Origin of the sequence: Caloramator quimbayensis, assembly GCF_900167605.1 — a bacterium.
GTDB classification, from domain to species: Bacteria; Bacillota; Clostridia; order Clostridiales; family Caloramatoraceae; genus Caloramator_B; species Caloramator_B quimbayensis.
Map to the genome: position 1 here is coordinate 1 of NZ_FUYH01000004.1, position 16,488 is coordinate 16,488.

19 protein-coding genes are annotated in these 16,488 nt (G+C 32.2%); 17 read left to right on the forward strand and 2 right to left on the reverse strand.

What is annotated here, in order from left to right:
* Window positions 1-331: 331 nt before the first annotated feature.
* From B5D15_RS03040 to recJ, 17 genes are all read left to right on the forward strand, one after another.
* Window positions 332-526 carry a DUF1858 domain-containing protein gene (locus tag B5D15_RS03040; protein WP_143287180.1) on the forward strand — a complete coding sequence of 65 codons (195 nt, stop codon included), beginning with the start codon at window positions 332-334 and terminating at the stop codon, window positions 524-526.
* Window positions 527-669: 143 nt separating this feature from the next.
* On the forward strand, window positions 670-861 hold the full coding sequence (locus tag B5D15_RS03045; RefSeq protein WP_078695640.1) for a DUF1858 domain-containing protein: 192 nt from the start codon (window positions 670-672) through the stop codon (window positions 859-861).
* Between the two features lie 139 nt (window positions 862-1,000).
* On the forward strand, window positions 1,001-1,744 hold the full coding sequence (locus B5D15_RS03050) for a YebC/PmpR family DNA-binding transcriptional regulator (protein ID WP_078695641.1): 744 nt from the start codon (window positions 1,001-1,003) through the stop codon (window positions 1,742-1,744).
* A 62-nt stretch (window positions 1,745-1,806) separates the two neighbouring features.
* Window positions 1,807-2,406 (forward strand): BofC C-terminal domain-containing protein, encoded by a 600-nt coding sequence (locus tag B5D15_RS03055; RefSeq protein ID WP_078695642.1) that lies wholly within the window; start codon window positions 1,807-1,809, stop codon window positions 2,404-2,406.
* A 198-nt stretch (window positions 2,407-2,604) separates the two neighbouring features.
* Window positions 2,605-3,099 (forward strand): crossover junction endodeoxyribonuclease RuvC, encoded by a 495-nt coding sequence (gene ruvC / locus B5D15_RS03060; RefSeq protein WP_078695643.1) that lies wholly within the window; start codon window positions 2,605-2,607, stop codon window positions 3,097-3,099.
* Window positions 3,100-3,111: 12 nt separating this feature from the next.
* Window positions 3,112-3,708 carry a Holliday junction branch migration protein RuvA gene (gene ruvA, locus B5D15_RS03065; protein WP_078695644.1) on the forward strand — a complete coding sequence of 199 codons (597 nt, stop codon included), beginning with the start codon at window positions 3,112-3,114 and terminating at the stop codon, window positions 3,706-3,708.
* 9 nt (window positions 3,709-3,717) lie between these two features.
* Window positions 3,718-4,719, forward strand: coding sequence for a Holliday junction branch migration DNA helicase RuvB (gene ruvB / locus B5D15_RS03070; RefSeq protein ID WP_078695645.1), 1,002 nt, complete (start codon window positions 3,718-3,720; stop codon window positions 4,717-4,719).
* 4 nt (window positions 4,720-4,723) lie between these two features.
* A complete protein-coding gene (gene queA / locus B5D15_RS03075) occupies window positions 4,724-5,749 on the forward strand; it encodes a tRNA preQ1(34) S-adenosylmethionine ribosyltransferase-isomerase QueA (protein WP_078695646.1) in 1,026 nt (341 codons plus the stop codon).
* Between the two features lie 17 nt (window positions 5,750-5,766).
* Window positions 5,767-6,891, forward strand: a complete 1,125-nt coding sequence (tgt, locus tag B5D15_RS03080; RefSeq protein WP_078695647.1) for a tRNA guanosine(34) transglycosylase Tgt — start codon at window positions 5,767-5,769, stop codon at window positions 6,889-6,891.
* Between the two features lie 21 nt (window positions 6,892-6,912).
* A complete protein-coding gene (yajC, locus tag B5D15_RS03085; protein ID WP_078695648.1) occupies window positions 6,913-7,218 on the forward strand; it encodes a preprotein translocase subunit YajC in 306 nt (101 codons plus the stop codon).
* A gap of 48 nt (window positions 7,219-7,266) precedes the next feature.
* On the forward strand, window positions 7,267-7,659 hold the full coding sequence (locus tag B5D15_RS03090) for a TIGR04086 family membrane protein (RefSeq protein WP_078695649.1): 393 nt from the start codon (window positions 7,267-7,269) through the stop codon (window positions 7,657-7,659).
* A gap of 103 nt (window positions 7,660-7,762) precedes the next feature.
* Entirely contained in the window at window positions 7,763-7,903 is a 141-nt protein-coding gene (scfA, locus tag B5D15_RS03095) for a six-cysteine ranthipeptide SCIFF (RefSeq protein ID WP_078695650.1), read from the forward strand.
* 114 nt (window positions 7,904-8,017) lie between these two features.
* Entirely contained in the window at window positions 8,018-9,376 is a 1,359-nt protein-coding gene (gene scfB, locus B5D15_RS03100) for a thioether cross-link-forming SCIFF peptide maturase (protein ID WP_078695651.1), read from the forward strand.
* A 14-nt stretch (window positions 9,377-9,390) separates the two neighbouring features.
* Window positions 9,391-10,050, forward strand: coding sequence for an HD domain-containing protein (locus B5D15_RS03105; protein ID WP_078695652.1), 660 nt, complete (start codon window positions 9,391-9,393; stop codon window positions 10,048-10,050).
* 98 nt (window positions 10,051-10,148) lie between these two features.
* Window positions 10,149-11,387, forward strand: a complete 1,239-nt coding sequence (gene secD, locus B5D15_RS03110) for a protein translocase subunit SecD (protein WP_078695653.1) — start codon at window positions 10,149-10,151, stop codon at window positions 11,385-11,387.
* 20 nt (window positions 11,388-11,407) lie between these two features.
* Window positions 11,408-12,268 (forward strand): protein translocase subunit SecF, encoded by an 861-nt coding sequence (secF, locus tag B5D15_RS03115; RefSeq protein WP_078695820.1) that lies wholly within the window; start codon window positions 11,408-11,410, stop codon window positions 12,266-12,268.
* A 62-nt stretch (window positions 12,269-12,330) separates the two neighbouring features.
* Complete coding sequence (gene recJ, locus B5D15_RS03120; RefSeq protein WP_479722847.1) at window positions 12,331-14,115, forward strand: single-stranded-DNA-specific exonuclease RecJ; 1,785 nt, start codon at window positions 12,331-12,333, stop codon at window positions 14,113-14,115.
* A gap of 3 nt (window positions 14,116-14,118) precedes the next feature.
* On the opposite strand, the gene B5D15_RS03125 is transcribed toward recJ, so the two are convergent.
* A complete protein-coding gene (locus B5D15_RS03125) occupies window positions 14,119-15,231 on the reverse strand; it encodes a hypothetical protein (protein ID WP_143287182.1) in 1,113 nt (370 codons plus the stop codon).
* 127 nt (window positions 15,232-15,358) lie between these two features.
* A complete protein-coding gene (locus B5D15_RS03130) occupies window positions 15,359-16,483 on the reverse strand; it encodes a DUF58 domain-containing protein (RefSeq protein ID WP_078695655.1) in 1,125 nt (374 codons plus the stop codon).
* Window positions 16,484-16,488 lie beyond the last annotated feature (5 nt).

Genomic DNA, 16,488 nt, shown 5'->3' on the forward strand with positions numbered 1-16,488 from the left:
CAATAATTGGGAGCTTATCTACTTGGAGTTTTTGATATTCTTTCTTAACAGGTTCATCCAACTTTTTAGTAATGCTCTTACCTGTTAAGGCAATGAATAAATACATGACAACATGTTCTAAAAACTTAATGTACGTTAACAGATAAATATTAATTTCGCTCATAACTTGTACCTACCTTTCTTGTTTAGAAGTTTGTTTTTCAAGTTATAAATTACCTCAAAATAGGGAGGGGGTGCAAGTTATTATATAAAATTTAATCAAATCAAGGGGTTAAGGTAAAAGTTTAACTAAAAGCTTTTACAAAACCTATGTATATATGGAGGTGTAATTATGATTACAAAGGACATGGGTATAACTGAAATAGTTTCAAAATACCCAGAAACATTAGAAGTTTTTGCAGCCTATGGAATGGGATGCGTAGGATGCATGGCAGCAAGGTTTGAAAACTTAGAACAGGGCGCTATGGCTCATGGAATAGATGTTAACAAGCTTGTTGATGATTTAAATGCAAAAATAAAAAAATAAAAAATATAAAAATTGAAGGTGCTGTTTTTACAGCACTTTTTATTTTTTTGTTGATTAATTGAATATTATTTGATATTATAATAATTGAATTCAAGAAAATAGAAAATATCTATTTGACATAAAATAAATCAGGAGGGATTTTAATGATTACAAAGGATATGAGCATAACAGATATAGTATCAAGATATCCTCAAACAGTTGATGTTTTTATGAAATATGGTATGAGTTGCTTTGGATGAATGGCAGCAAGGTTTGAAAACTTAGAGCAGGGTGCTCTAGCTCATGGAATGAACGTTGATGCTCTTTTAAAGGATTTAAATGATGCAATAAAGTAAATCTTAGGCCGCAAATGCGGCCTTTTTCTACGTTTAACCTTGCAATGATAAATATCTTGTGCTAATATTTTTAGGTGAAAAGTTTGTATGAAGTTTATAAAATTCATTAAGGTATTTTATTAGTTGGGAGGAATAAAAAATGTCAGGTCATTCAAAATGGCATAATATACAGGCTAAAAAGAGCAAGGCAGATGCTGCAAGAGGAAAGATATTCACAAAACTTGGAAGAGAACTTACGGTAGCTGTTAAAGAAGGAGGACCTAATCCTGAATCTAATTCAAGACTTAGTGATTGTATTGCAAAGGCAAAAGCCAACAATATGCCTATGGATACAATAATGAGAATAATAAAGAAGGCATCAGGTGAGGGAAACGGTGAAAACTATGAAGAGATAGTTTACGAAGGTTATGGACCATCGGGAGTTGCAATGATTATTGAGGCTCTTACTGATAATAGAAATAGAACTGCAAGCGATGTAAGACACCTTCTTGAAAAACATGGAGGAAACCTCGGAGCAACTGGATGCGTTGGCTGGATGTTCGAAAAGAAGGGACTTCTTGTTGTAGAAAAAAATGATAAGATTGACGAGGACGAGCTTATGATGATGGCTCTCGATGCAGGTGCTGAGGATTTTTCATCTGAGGATGAAGCCTATGAAATTACTACTGCTCCATCAGATTTTACAGCTGTAAGGGCAGCTCTTGAAAGTAGTGGAATAGAATTTTTATCAGCAGAAATTTCTATGATTCCAAGCAATACAGTGGATTTAAATGAAGAAACAGCTGCAAAACTTGAAAAGTTAGTTGATCTTCTTGATGACAACGACGATGTTCAAAACGTATGGCATAATGCTAATTTTCCTGAAGGATGGGGAGAAGAATAATATATTAGATTGTATAAAAATCTAAAAAGTGGGCATAATATCCTCTGAGAGGAGGAAATATTATGTCAAAACGACGTTTAGCCTATGTGTTAGTTCTGATTTGTACTTTAGCAGTTAGCTTTATAGCAGGTTATTTTACCATATTAGAATACGTTAAAAAGGAGCAGAAACTAAATCCTAATCCAATAAAGATTACCGATAATACTGTAACTGAAACATTAAAAGTACCAAAGTCTGAGATAATAAATGAATCTACAGTTATAGTAAAAAGAGACAGATATACAAAGGGAGTAACCTTTATAGATGAATACAGTGAAAAAGCATCTTTGAATGTAATTGGGATGGACATCTATGCTGCTGAGAATTATTTTAAAAATTTAGGTTATATAATAATTAAATTTTCACCTGAGAAGGAAAAGACTGTTGTAATATCAAAGGACATTCCTGATTTGTGGCCTGCTAACTGCTATGTGGTAAAGGATGATAATGGCTACGTTGCTCTTTATAAAGTTGAAGAGGACAATACTCTTTCCCTCCTTAGAGTAACAGAGATAAAAGTTGACAACCTTCCAGTTCAGGAGAAGGATGATTTGTCAAAGGGAAAAATATTTAAAACAAAAGAAGAAGCGGAGAATTTGATAGAAGAAGATTACAATTCATAATAAACAAATGTTTTAATTGTGAGCCTTGAATTTTGCTTATGCAAAGTTCAGGGCTTTTTTAGAGTGCTTAGCACGGCGGTAGTTTGGCGGTTCGATTATAATAAATTTATTCAAAGTATAAAAATGTGATATCATGGGTGTAAAACGGAAAGAAATGATGTATAATATTAATCGAACATGTTTTCGTTGGAGGTTTTTATGAGAATAATAGGAATTGACCCTGGAATTGCTATAATGGGATATGGAATTTTAGATTATGCTTATAATAGGTTCAGCGTTGTAAATTATGGAGCTATTATAACAACAAATAAAGAAAGTATGCCAAAACGCCTTGAAATATTATATAATTCTTTATGGGATATTTTAAATGAATATAAACCCGATGCAGTAGCCTTTGAAGAACTATTCTTTAATCAAAATGCAAAAACTGCTATAATAGTTGGACAGGCAAGGGGTGCAGCAGTTCTTTGTGCACAAAAAAGCGGTATAGATATTTATGAATATACTCCACTTCAGGTTAAACAAGCGGTTGTAGGATATGGAAGGGCTGAAAAAAAACAAATACAGCAGATGGTTAAAATGATACTTAACCTTAAAGAGATACCAAAGCCGGATGACACAGCAGATGCCCTTGCTATTGCAATATGCCATGGACATTCAAGCCACATGGGAGATATGTTTAGAATAAAATAAGGCGGTGAAGCAATGATAGCTTATATAAAAGGCGATATTGAAGTTATGGGCGATGATTATATTATAATTGACAACAATGGAATTGGTTATTTAATAAATATGCCTCTTAGCGATATAGAAAAACTAAAAAATCAAAGGGAGAATGTAAAAATTAATACATATCAATATGTCAGGGAAGACGCTATAGGACTTTTTGGATTTTTAAGCACAGAAGGCCTTAATATGTTTAAGATGCTTATTAATGTTTCGGGAGTTGGGCCTAAGGCTGCACTTTCCATTTTATCGAGCGTTTCCCCCTCAAATTTAATACTTTCAATAATAATGGGAGATGAAAAAACTCTCTGCAGAGCTCAGGGAATAGGCAAAAAGCTTGCTCAAAGAATTATACTTGAACTTAAGGATAAATTTAAGGATTATGATTTAACACAGAAAGGTAAAAATGATAATAATGACTATGCTGAAAATGATGGTATGGAGGCTTTAGCGGCCCTTATGGCGTTAGGATATACGAGGCAGGAGGCAGCTTCTGCCATTAAACAGGTGGATGATGGTACTTTAGGCATTGAAGAAATAGTTAAAAGGTCTTTAAAGTTTTTAATGAGAGGTTAGGTGATATAAGTGGATGAGAGAATTGTAACCTCTGAGCTAAAATATGAAGATATAGAAATTGAAGGAAGCTTAAGGCCGAAGTATTTCAGCGAATATATCGGGCAGGAGAATGTGAAAGAAAAGCTTTCAATTTTTATACAGGCTGCTAAAAATAGAGGAGAGAGTCTTGATCATGTTTTATTGTATGGTCCCCCTGGCCTCGGTAAAACAACGCTTTCAAGCATAATAGCAAATGAGATGGGCTGTGGTTTAAGAATTACTTCAGGGCCTGCAATAGAAAGGCCCGGCGATCTTGCAGCAATTCTTACTAATCTTGGTGAAAGTGATGTACTATTTATTGATGAAATACACAGACTAAATAGGAGTGTAGAAGAAATTCTCTATCCTGCTATGGAAGATTATGCTTTGGATATAATAATAGGTAAAGGACCGAGTGCCCGCTCAATAAGAATTGATCTTCCAAAGTTTACTTTAATAGGAGCAACAACCAGAGCAGGAATGCTCACCTCACCTTTAAGGGACAGGTTTGGAGTTATATGCAGGCTTGAACTTTATGATGTTAAGGAGCTTTGCCTTATTGTAAAAAGATCAGCACAGATTCTTAGTATAGGAATAGATGAGGAGGGAGCCTTAGAAGTTGCAAGACGCTCGAGAGGAACACCAAGAATTGCAAATAGGCTACTTAAAAGGGTTAGAGATTATGCTCAGGTTAGAGGAAATGGATATATAGATTTAAAAACAGCGAAAAAAGCCCTCGACCTTCTTGAAGTTGACAGTTTAGGACTTGATAACATAGACAGAAAGATGCTTCATACAATAATTAATAAATTTTCAGGAGGACCTGTTGGAATCGATACTCTTGCTTACTCTATTGGTGAAGAAAACGATACAATAGAAGATGTTTATGAGCCATATCTTCTTCAAATAGGGTTTATAAGCAGAACGCCAAGGGGAAGAATAGCTACAAAGCTTGCCTATGAGCATTTAGGAATAAAAGATACTAAGGAGTGACTTTATGAACGTACATGATTTTTATTTTGACCTTCCTGAAGAGCTTATTGCTCAGGAGCCTTTAAAGGAAAGGGATTCATCGAGGCTTTTAGTTCTTCACAGAGAAGATGGTAGAATTGAACATAGGATTTTTAGAGATGTTATAGAGTACTTAGAAGAAGGTGACTGCATAGTTTTAAATAACAGCCGTGTAATCCCTGCAAGGCTTTTTGGAGTAAGGGAAGGAACTGGAGCTAAGATGGAGTTTGTCCTTCTCAAAAGAATAGATAAAGACAGGTGGGAAACCCTCGTAAAGCCTGGGAAAAAAGCCAAGATAGGTTCGAAATTTATTTTTGGTGATGGAGAATTAAAATGTACTATACTTGAAAATACACAAGCAGGAGGAAGGATAATTGAGTTTGAATATGAGGGAATATTTGAACATATTCTTGATAAACTCGGTCAAATGCCTCTTCCTCCATATATAAAAAAGCAGCTTAAGGATAAAGAAAGATACCAGACGGTTTACTCAAAGGTTGAAGGCTCTGCGGCTGCACCAACAGCAGGACTTCACTTTACTGAGAAGCTTTTAGGAGATATTGAGAAAAAAGGAGTAAAAATAGCCTATGTAACCCTTCATGTGGGGCTTGGAACTTTTAGACCGGTTAAGGTTGAAAATATTGAAGAACATAAAATGCATTCTGAGTTTTATTTAATAGATGAAAAAAATGCAAATATTATAAATGAAACTAAAGAAAAAGGTAAAAGAGTTTTTGCAGTTGGAACAACTTCCTGCAGAACTTTAGAAACAGCATCGGATATAACAGGAAAAATTAAGCCTCAGTCGGGCTGGACGGATATCTTTATATATCCAGGTTATAAATTTAAAATTGTAGACAGCCTTATTACTAATTTTCATCTTCCCGAATCAACCCTTATAATGCTTGTTAGCGCTCTATCAGGAAGGGAAAATATTATGAAGGCATATGATATTGCTGTTAAAGAAAAATACAGATTCTTTAGTTTTGGGGATGCTATGCTTATACTTTAAAATTTAGGAGGATAATTATGGAAGCGATAAGATATGAGCTTATAAAAAAGGATGAAAGAACCGGAGCAAGGCTTGGAAAACTTCACACACCCCATGGGACTATAGATACACCAGTTTTTATGCCCGTTGGAACACAGGCAACTGTTAAGGCTATGACTCCTGATGAGCTTAAAAGTATAGGGGCACAGATAATACTTAGCAATACATATCATCTTTATTTAAGGCCAGGAGAAAAGCTTGTTGAAAAGGCAGGGGGCCTTCACAATTTTATGAACTGGGATAGGGCTATATTAACTGATAGCGGAGGTTTTCAGGTTTTCAGCCTGAGCGAGCTTAGGGATATTAAGGAAGAGGGAGTAACATTCAAGTCCCATATTGATGGTTCAAAGCACTTTATATCTCCTGAAAAGGCGATTGAAATTGAAAATGCTCTCGGAGCTGATATAATAATGGCCTTTGATGAATGTCCTCCCTATCCTGCTGATTATGACTATACTAAAAACTCTCTTTACAGGACTATAAGGTGGGCTGAAAGATGCAAGAAAACCCATAAAAATACTGAAAAGCAGGCGCTGTTTGGAATAATACAGGGAGGAATGTTTAAGGATTTGAGGCAGGAAGCTGTCAAGGAGATGATAAAACTCGATTTCCCTGGATATTCAGTTGGAGGACTCAGCATTGGAGAGCCTAAACCGATAATGTATGATGTTCTCGACTGGACGACTCCTTTAATGCCTGAAGATAAGCCAAGATATCTTATGGGAGTAGGAAGCCCAGACTGCTTAATCGAAGGAGTTATTAGAGGAATAGATATGTTTGACTGCGTTCTTCAAACGAGAATTGCAAGAAATGGAACTGTATTTACCAGCAAAGGAAAGCTTGTTGTAAGAAATGCAGAATATGCTGAGGACTTTAGACCTCTTGATGAAGAATGCGACTGCTATACATGCAGAAACTACAGCAGGGCATATATAAGACATCTTTTAAAAGCTCAGGAGATTTTAGGAGCAAGACTTACTACGATTCATAATTTAAGATTTACAATAAGGCTTATGGAAAAAATAAGAGAAGCTATAATGCAGGATAGTCTTTTAGAATTTAGGGATGAATTCTATGCAAAATTTGGTTATAATAATAATTAATAGAATAAAGGAGGTGTAATTATGCAGGGAGGAGCTAATATTTTGCTTTGGGTGCTTATTCTTGGAGTGTTTTACTTTTTCTTAATAATGCCTGAGCAGAAAAAACAGAAAAAAATAAAGAGCATGATTGAAGGATTAAAGGTTGGAGACAACGTTATGACGAGGTCGGGAATATATGGTAAAATCATCGATATGAATGATAATTCAATAATACTTGAGACAGGTCCCGACAAGGTAAAACTCAGTATGTCTAAGTATTCTGTATCATCTATTTTTGAAAAGGAAGAAGAGGTTAAGGAAGAAGTTATAGAAAATAAAGAAGAATAATACATATATTAATAACTCCACTCATATATATTTTAGGGGGTGGAGTTTATGTATGAAAAAGACGATAAAGAAAAACTATATGTAGTTTATCTTAAAGCAGTTATTAGAGGAATAGTATTATCTATAATACTACTCTTGATTGCATCATTAATATTCTTCTTTTCAAGCCTGAATCAGGAATACATGAAGACTGTCGTATGGGTTATTACAATTCTTTCCATATGCTATGCTTCCATATATGGCGCTTTAAAAATAGGAAGCAAAGGCTATATGCATGGAGCATTTATTGGAGGCATCTATATCATTTTAATGGCTGTTATTGCGCTTCTTGCAGAAAAGGGGAATCTTAACATGAGAGCATATATAATAATGTTTGTAATGTCCCTTGTTATAGGGGCCCTTGCTGGAATGATTGGAATTGTAATTGGAAGTAAGGATTAAATTTAAGGACTTGAATTGTAAGTATTGAGTAATAATATATTTTATGCTATAATTTAGTAGTTGATTTTAGAATAATTGATTTAACATAAAGGAGGAATTTATTATGAAACATATAAAAACAATAAACTATGGTGCATTAAAGAATAGCATAAACAAGCCAGGATGCAAAGAATGTGCAAATTCCTGCCAGTCAGCATGTAAAACTTCCTGCACAGTTGCAAATCTTGAATGTGAAAGCAAGTAACTAAAATGGCAGTAACCTTAAAGTTACTGCTTTTTAAATTTTTTAACACTTTATTTCTTTATTTATTAAGCATTTTATATTATTAAAATGTATATTTTTTAAGGAGGAGTAGCGTTGAAAATCCATAAATATAAGCAGTGCGGATTAAATATAGTAATCGATGTAAACAGCGGGGCAATTCATGTTGTTGATGATGTAGTATACGATATATTGGATTTTTATGAAGAAAAAAGCAAAGACGAAATATTAAATACTCTAAAGGGAAAATATTCTATAGATGAAGTAAAAGAAGGAATTGAAGAAATTGAAAATCTTATAAATGAAAAAATGCTCTTTACTGAGGATATGTATAAAGACATCGTCTTAAAGGATGAAGGTCCTTCCTTTGTTAAGGCTATGTGCCTTAATATTGCCCATGACTGTAATTTAAGATGCAAATATTGTTTTGCTTCAGAGGGAAATTATCATGGGAAAAGCGAGCTTATAAGCTTTGAAGTTGGAAAACGTGCTATTGATTTTGTTATAAAAAATTCAGGAATAAGGCATAATATTGAAGTAGACTTATTTGGAGGCGAGCCTTTATTAAATTTTGAAACAGTAAAACAAATAATAGAATATGCAAAATCTGAGGGAGAGAAGAATAATAAAAATATAAGATTTACAATTACAACAAATGCAACGCTTCTTAATGATGAGATTATCGATTATATAGATAAGAATATGGGAAACGTTGTTTTAAGCATAGATGGAAGACAAAGGGTAAATGATAATATAAGAATAAGACGAGATGGAAGTGGAACATACTCAGATATAATGCCAAAGATTAAAAGAATGGTTGAAAAAAGGCAAAAGGATAAACAGTACTATGTTAGAGGAACTTTTACCCATGAAAATCTCGATTTTTATGAAGATGTGATTCATCTATCAAATGAGGGCTTTAAGGAAATTTCAATTGAGCCTGTTGTTCTTCCTGAGGATAATCCTCTATCATTAAAAGAAGATGATATTCCTAAAATATTTGAGCAATATGATAAACTTACTGAGGAGATAATAAAAAGAAGCAGAGAAGGTAAAGCCTTCAAATTTTATCATTTTGCAATGGATATCAACGGAGGCCCATGCATATATAAAAGAATATCGGGATGCGGTGCAGGATATGAATATGTTGCAGTAACTCCTAATGGAGATATATATCCATGCCATCAGTTCGTAGGAAATGATAAATTCAATATGGGCAACGTTTTTGATGGAACTTTAAACAGCGCTATTTCAAAAGAATTTAAAAATGGACATATATATAATAAGCCAAAATGTCTTGACTGCTGGGCAAGGTTTTACTGCAGCGGGGGATGTCAAGCAAACAATTACAACTTTACGGGAGACATCCATAATCCCTATGAGCTTGGATGTATGATGATGAAAAAGAGAGTTGAATGTGCTATAGCAATAAAGGCAAAACTCTCACAGGAGTAAGGAGGGACTCTATTTTGGTTACCCTTGACATGGTGAAAAACAGTGAAGAAGTAAAAACCTATATTGAATACGGTAATAATCACCTCGGAGCCATTGGCTTTACAGAACACAGCTTCAGACATGCGAATATAGTTTCTAATATAGCGGCTTATATTTTAAAGGAGCTTAATTACAGCCAAAGGGAAGTTGAGCTTGCAGCTATTGCTGGATATCTTCATGATATAGGTAACGTTGTAAGCAGGCATGATCATGGTCAGACAGGGGCTATACTTTCAATGAGTATATTAAAAGAACTTGGAATGGATTTTAAAGAGATATCCCTCGTTGCAGCAGCTATAGGAAATCACGAGGAGGAGTATGGGCAGGCTGTTAATTTCATAGCTTCAGCCCTGATTCTTGCTGATAAATCCGATGTTCACAGAGGAAGAGTTAGAAATAAAGAGGCTGTAAATTTCGATATCCATGACAGGGTAAACTTTGCTGCTGAAAAATCTGAGATTATAGTTCTTTCAAAGGAGAATGCAATAGAGCTTAGACTTAAGATAAATACAGAAATATGTCCCGTAATGGAATATTTTGAAATATTTCTCAACAGGATGATGATGTGCAGAAAGGCAGCAGATTATCTAAATACCCAGTTCAGGCTTAATATAAATGAATCAAGACTTTTATAATATGGCATAGTATTACAAATATGAATAAAACAGTTAAGTTGACTTAAAATACCTTAAGATGTATAATATAATTTAGCAACGCGAAAAGGGGGATACATATGAGAAAAAAAGGGACAATAGCATTTATAATCAGTACATTTCTAATCTTATTTTTTGCCTATACATTGCTAAATGGGCTTAATTTAGGGAATTATGAAGTAAAACCGTTAAAGAGCCTTCTTTCCCTTGGTCTTGACTTAAAGGGCGGAGTATATATAGAAGAGGAGGCTGTTGGACAAGTATCTAAGGAAGATTTAGAGAGAACAAGGCAGCTTCTCGATCTTAGAATAAATAACCTTGGAGTTAAAGAATCAACGGTTGCAATAATACCTGGAGTTAATAGAATTAGAATTGAAATTCCAGGTATATACAATGCAAAGAGTGCCCTTGATGCAATAGGTAAGACTGGAGAACTCAAATTTATAGGACCGGATAACAATGTTATATTAACAGGTAAAGATGTTGCAGATGCAACAGTTGGAGTTGACCAGAGAAACAATCAGCCTGTTGTTCAATTAAAGCTTAAAGATGAAGGAACTAAGAAGTTTGCTGAGGCAACTACAAAATTTATAGGTAAGCAGATTGCAATATATATGGACGATGATATGGTTTCAAATCCTACAGTTCAGGATGCTATAACTGGAGGAGAAGCTATTATAACAGGAAGTAAGGATATAGAAGAGGCAAAGAGACTTGCTGGTATTATTAAATCTGGTGCCCTTCCAATAAAGATTAGTCCAGCTACTGTTGAAACAATAGGACCAACCCTCGGAGCGGAGGCTATACCAACAAGCACCAAAGCAGCTGTTGTTGGTGTTTCACTTGTTATGATTTTTATGCTACTTTATTATAAGATACCAGGTCTTATAGCAGACCTTGCTTTAATAGTTTATATGATACTTACAGGACTGATTTTTGTATCTATAAAGGCAACATTAACCCTTCCAGGAATCGCAGGACTCTTACTTTCAATAGGTATGGCTGTTGATGCTAACGTTCTTATATTTGAAAGAATAAAGGAAGAATTAAACCTTGGAAAATCCCTTAAGGCAGCTGTAGATTTAGGTTTCCATAGAGCATTTACATCTATTTTTGACTCACAGATAACAACATTAATAGCTGGATTTGTTCTTTATTTCTTAGGTTCAGGTTCAGTTAAAGGATTTGCTCTAACCCTTAACATTGGTGTTTTATGCAGCTTGCTCACAGCAGTAACTATAACAAGATTCCTTCTAAAATCCTTTGTTAATTCAGGAATTATAACTAATGTTAAATTCTACAGACCGTCTGTAAAGTAGGGGGTGGCGTCATGGATAAGATGTTTAAAATAGTTGAAAAGTGGAAGATATGGTTCAGCATATCATTAATCATAATAGTAATTGGACTTGGAACTTGGCTTATAAAGGATTTAAATTATGGAATTGATTTTAAGGGTGGAACAGTAGTTACAATAAAAATAGGTAAGGATTTTAATGTTGAAGATATAAGAGCCATGGCTGCAAAATACGATACAAAGGCTTCTGCAAGAGAAATACTTGAAGGAAAAAAAGTTGAAATAAGCAGCAAGGATTTTACTGATGAGCAGGTTTCACAGCTTTTTAATGATGTAAAAGCAAAGTATCAGCTTGAAGATACTGCTCTTGAATCAACAAGAAGAATAGGACCTTCAATAGGTAAAGAATTAAGGAAAAAGGCTATAACATCATCAATCGTTGCTACATTAGGTATACTTTTATATACATCCTTTAGATTTGAATTTAAATCAGGTGTTGCAGCTGTAATAGCACTACTACATGACCTTTTAGTAATGGTTACTGTATATGCTGTGCTTCAAATTCCTGTAAACAGCAGCTTTATAGCAGCGATGCTTACAATACTTGGATATTCAATAAATGATACTATAGTTGTTTTTGATAGAATAAGAGAAAACAGAAGACTTGGAAAGTATAAAAGCTTTGCAGTTACAGCAGATGTTAGTATAACTCAAACTCTATCAAGATCAATAAATACAGTCTTAACAACACTTTTTACAATAACAGCAGTATATGTTTTAGGCGTTCCAGCAATAAAAGATTTTGCTCTTCCGCTAATCGTTGGTATTATAAGCGGATGTTATTCATCAATATTTATAGCAAGCCCTGTCTGGGTGCTTTTAGAGAAAAAAGGAAAGGTAGCTTAAGAGCCAGTTTACTGGCTCTTTTTGTTTGTAAGTTTTTATAAGTAATATTATAATTATATAAGATGCAAAACAGGGGGTTGACTATATTGGAAAAATGGATGCTTAAAAACATAAATGCCGATGTAAAAAATATATCCCAAAAGTTGGGAATAAGTGAAGTTCTTTGCAGAGTTTTATTAAATAGAGGCATAACTGATTATTATGCTGCAAAATCCTTTATTGAGTCTAATGAAAAATATATGTTAAATCCAATTCTTATGAAGGATATTGAAAAAGGTGTGGAAATAATATTAGACAGCATAAAAGATAAAAGTAAGATAGCTGTAATAGGAGATTATGATGTTGATGGGGTTATAAGCACTTTTATGCTTTACAGCTCATTAAAAAGGATAGGAGCAGAAGTTATATATGAAATACCACACAGAATAAATGACGGATATGGAATAAATAAAAATATAATAGATAAAGTTTTAAAAGAGGGAGCAAAAACTATAATAACCTGTGACAATGGAATATCAGCAATTGAGCCTATAAATTATGCAAAGGAAAAGGGGCTTAAAGTTGTTGTTACAGATCATCATGATGTTCCTTTTGAAGAAAGAGATAATGAAAGGGTTTATTTAAATTCTAATGCCGATGCCATAATAAATCCTAAACAAATGGATTGCAGCTATCCTTTTAAACAGCTTTGTGGAGCAGGGGTTGTTTTAAAATTTATTCAGCTTTTATATGAAAAGAAAGGGATAGATAAAAAGGAATCTGATGCTTTTATAGAATATGCTGCTGTTGCAACAGTCTGTGATGTTGTTGATTTAACAGGAGAAAACAGAATTATAGTAAAAAGAGGACTTGAATTTATAAACAATAGTAAAAATATAGGTCTTAGGTCGCTTATTAAAGTATCAGGGCTTGAAAACAAAAAAATAACGACATATCATTTGGGCTTTATTATAGGTCCCTGCATAAATGCAACGGGAAGGCTTGACATTGCAAAAAAAGGAGTAGAGCTTTTATTAACCTGCGATGAATATAAAGCTTTAGAGTATGCAAAGGAACTTGTAGAATTAAATAATGAAAGAAAAAATATGACATTAAAGGGAGTTAAGGAAGTATTAGAAGAGATAGAAAACAGCAGTTTAAAAGATGATAAAATTATTGTAGTTTATAATAAAGAAATTCATGAAAGCATTGCTGGAATTATAGCAGGAAGGATTAAAGAAAACTATAATAAACCCACAATCGTTTTAACCTGCGGAGAAGAGTGCGTTAAAGGTTCTGGAAGAAGCATTGAAAGTTATAACATATTTGAAGGTCTTTTAAAGTGCAGTGATATTTTAATAAAGTATGGAGGACATCCTATGGCTGCGGGACTATCTTTAGAAGAGAAAAATATAGAGCTTTTAAGAAGAAGGTTAAACGATGACTCTAATCTTACTGATGAAGACCTAATTAGAAAAATAACCTTAGATATGCATCTTCCTATAGATAAAATAACTATTGAAATCGCAGAGGAGTTAAAACTTCTCGAACCTTTTGGAAAGGGAAATGAAAAACCATTGTTTGGAGAGAAAAATGTAAAGCTTTTAAGAGCAATAAAAATAGGAGATGGGAATTTTCTAAAATTTAAACTGTGCAATAAAGAAAATATAGCCTCAATTGATGGGCTTTATTTTGGAGATATAGATGAATTTGAAGCTTTTGTTATAGGAAAATATGGAAAAGATGAGCTAAACAATCTTTATAATGGATTACCCAATAATATCATTATTGATGTTGCTTTTAATTTAGATGTTAACGAGTATATGGGATATAAGACGGTACAGCTTATTATTCAAAGTTATAGATAAAATCTATTTTTTTACAGTATTTAGTTTCTTGTAATCTTCGATAAAACTTTTAACAACGTTTTTATTAGGCTTCATGTTACCATACCTTACATTAATATATATATATCTTAAAGAATTTAAAATCTCTCTATCAAATGTTGTACTGCTTTTTTGGTTTATTTCAAAGGTTGTATCGCTGTTTTTAATTTCTATTTTATTTTTAATGGATTTCTTTATAAATTTTAAATAGTAAAACCTTATCTGCTCTGAATAATCCTTAGGTTTTTTAAAAAGTACAGTACTTTTTATTTTTCCTAAAGGATTATTTTTTTCAATTTTGATATATTCCTTTTTTTCTGTGTAAATTTCTGATTCTTTGTTTTTTATGCTGTATCTTTTAAAAATTTTTATTATTATATATATTATAAAAAGACAAATTAGCCCTTTAAAAATAAAATTTAAAACAGTATTGCTGACAATGAAGCTTGATACGCTTTTATAATCTGTATTTTTTAGTTTTTCAACAGGAGTTTGAGGTATTTGAACTTTGACATTGTTTATGATTATCCTGTTTAAAATATTTCTTAAGATATTTATTAAAAAAGAGAGAATATATCCAATAAATAATAATACATAATAAAATACATGCAAAAACAATTCAGTTATAAAAAAGTAGGTGTTTAATAAAATTTGATAAAAGCTTTTCCTTAGATTATCCATGCTGAGTATAAGAGAGGATACAGATATTATTATTGAATATAGAAGATTTATTTTATCTATTTTTTTATTTATGGAAGTTAATTCTATGTTTCTTAAAGTTCTTAAAAGCGTTATAGAGGATATTAAATATATAAATATATAGGGAGCGCATACTAAATTTAATGTATGAATTTTACCGCTTAAAAGGCTTATAAAAATAATTGCAGAAAGTATATATAATGTTTTTGTAAATTGTTCTGAAGCATTGCTGTAGTTTATATTATCTATAACTTTTAAAATAAAATAATAGGAACAGAAGCTTATTACAGTAATAAATAAAATGTAATTTATAGAATTAAAAAACAAATAAGGTATAAAAGCAGGAATTAATGAGAAAAATAAAAATTTCTTATTTTTGTTTTTCTTTTTATATAGCATAAAAGTAAAGACTGTTATCCAAATAAAAAGAAAGGAGTTATTTTGTACATTACCTAAAAAAATCAAAATAAAATTTAGAATAGAAAATACAAGTGAGTAAAAATATATTATTTCTATAAAAATGATATTATTCATTTTTATCACTTCTTTCGGTAAAGATTAAAACTTTATCATCTATTTTGCTTAAATTTTTATCATCCATTGTTATAAGAATGCATCTGCTTGAAAGAGCTGATAATTTATTAATATATTCTATATAGTTTTCATGTATAAAAGGCGTTATTATTATTGTTGTAGAATAATTAAAGCTGCATTTTAATACTTTTTTTAGTGTTACTTCAAATTCTTCATCAACTGCATAGGAAGCTCTTCCGAGATTTTCAAGTATTTGATTTAAAAGAGTAATACCATATCCAAAAGAGATGCTATCGTTTTTGTTTGAAAAATCGCTTCCCTGAATATTATCTATATATGCATAGGGGATACCTGCCATTTGAAATTCTCCTACTATAGTTCGAGTAAAGGATAAACATTTTTCTATTTTTGTTTCATCTATATTAATCCAAAAAGGTTTATCACATTCAATGTTGAGAATTATAAGGCTTGTATTTTCACAGGTATAATCAAATTTTTTAACCATAAGTTTATTTGATTTAAGTGAAGAAGGCCAGTGTATAAATTTTTGAGGATCATAGGGTGTATATTCTCTTATACCAATAGTAAGTACAGGATCATCTATTATCCATCTTTTAACTGATATATCACCGTAATAATCTCCATAGGGTTTTAAATGCTCATCTATATTTAAAGGTTTAGGAATAGCAATAATGTACTGGGAAAACTCTATGCTTATATTTGAAGTATCAATACCTAAAAAATCTCCAATTGTTAAAGTTACATCGAAGAAAATATGTTTTCCCCTTTTACTGCATGCAGCCTTATAGGTTCTTTTTATTCTCTGATAGGGCATTAGAGTATAACTTGATTTATGATAAAGGTAATTTGCTGTTTTAAGAAGATTTGCATTATATTTATAATAAATAGAATCAGGGAATTTTTCTGTTACGTTAATAAAGGTTACAGGAAGCATTTTTTTATTTTCAATTATTACTGTTATATCAAATTCTTCATCAATTTCAACAATTTTTTTTGATATTTCTCTCTTATAATTAAGTTTGTAATAGGAGTATTTTTTTGAAAGATAATTTAAAATGATACCTATAAATATGAGTAAAATAACTGCGTATATCATATTGA

Excerpts from the sequence above, each read along its gene's own strand:
- ruvA (WP_078695644.1), top strand. The coding sequence starts at position 3,112 with ATGATAGCTTATATAAAAGGCGATATTGAAGTTATGGGCGATGATTAT.
- secF (WP_078695820.1), top strand. The coding sequence starts at position 11,408 with ATGTTTAAAATAGTTGAAAAGTGGAAGATATGGTTCAGCATATCATTA.
- B5D15_RS03130 (WP_078695655.1), bottom strand. The coding sequence starts at position 16,483 with ATGATATACGCAGTTATTTTACTCATATTTATAGGTATCATTTTAAAT.
- B5D15_RS03090 (WP_078695649.1), top strand. The coding sequence starts at position 7,267 with ATGTATGAAAAAGACGATAAAGAAAAACTATATGTAGTTTATCTTAAA.
- ruvC (WP_078695643.1), top strand. The coding sequence starts at position 2,605 with ATGAGAATAATAGGAATTGACCCTGGAATTGCTATAATGGGATATGGA.
- B5D15_RS03055 (WP_078695642.1), top strand. The coding sequence starts at position 1,807 with ATGTCAAAACGACGTTTAGCCTATGTGTTAGTTCTGATTTGTACTTTA.
- yajC (WP_078695648.1), top strand. The coding sequence starts at position 6,913 with ATGCAGGGAGGAGCTAATATTTTGCTTTGGGTGCTTATTCTTGGAGTG.
- queA (WP_078695646.1), top strand. The coding sequence starts at position 4,724 with ATGAACGTACATGATTTTTATTTTGACCTTCCTGAAGAGCTTATTGCT.
- recJ (WP_479722847.1), top strand. The coding sequence starts at position 12,331 with ATGCAAAACAGGGGGTTGACTATATTGGAAAAATGGATGCTTAAAAAC.
- B5D15_RS03050 (WP_078695641.1), top strand. The coding sequence starts at position 1,001 with ATGTCAGGTCATTCAAAATGGCATAATATACAGGCTAAAAAGAGCAAG.
- scfA (WP_078695650.1), top strand. The coding sequence starts at position 7,763 with ATGAAACATATAAAAACAATAAACTATGGTGCATTAAAGAATAGCATA.
- secD (WP_078695653.1), top strand. The coding sequence starts at position 10,149 with ATGAGAAAAAAAGGGACAATAGCATTTATAATCAGTACATTTCTAATC.
- B5D15_RS03125 (WP_143287182.1), bottom strand. The coding sequence starts at position 15,231 with ATGCTATATAAAAAGAAAAACAAAAATAAGAAATTTTTATTTTTCTCA.
- tgt (WP_078695647.1), top strand. The coding sequence starts at position 5,767 with ATGGAAGCGATAAGATATGAGCTTATAAAAAAGGATGAAAGAACCGGA.
- B5D15_RS03040 (WP_143287180.1), top strand. The coding sequence starts at position 332 with ATGATTACAAAGGACATGGGTATAACTGAAATAGTTTCAAAATACCCA.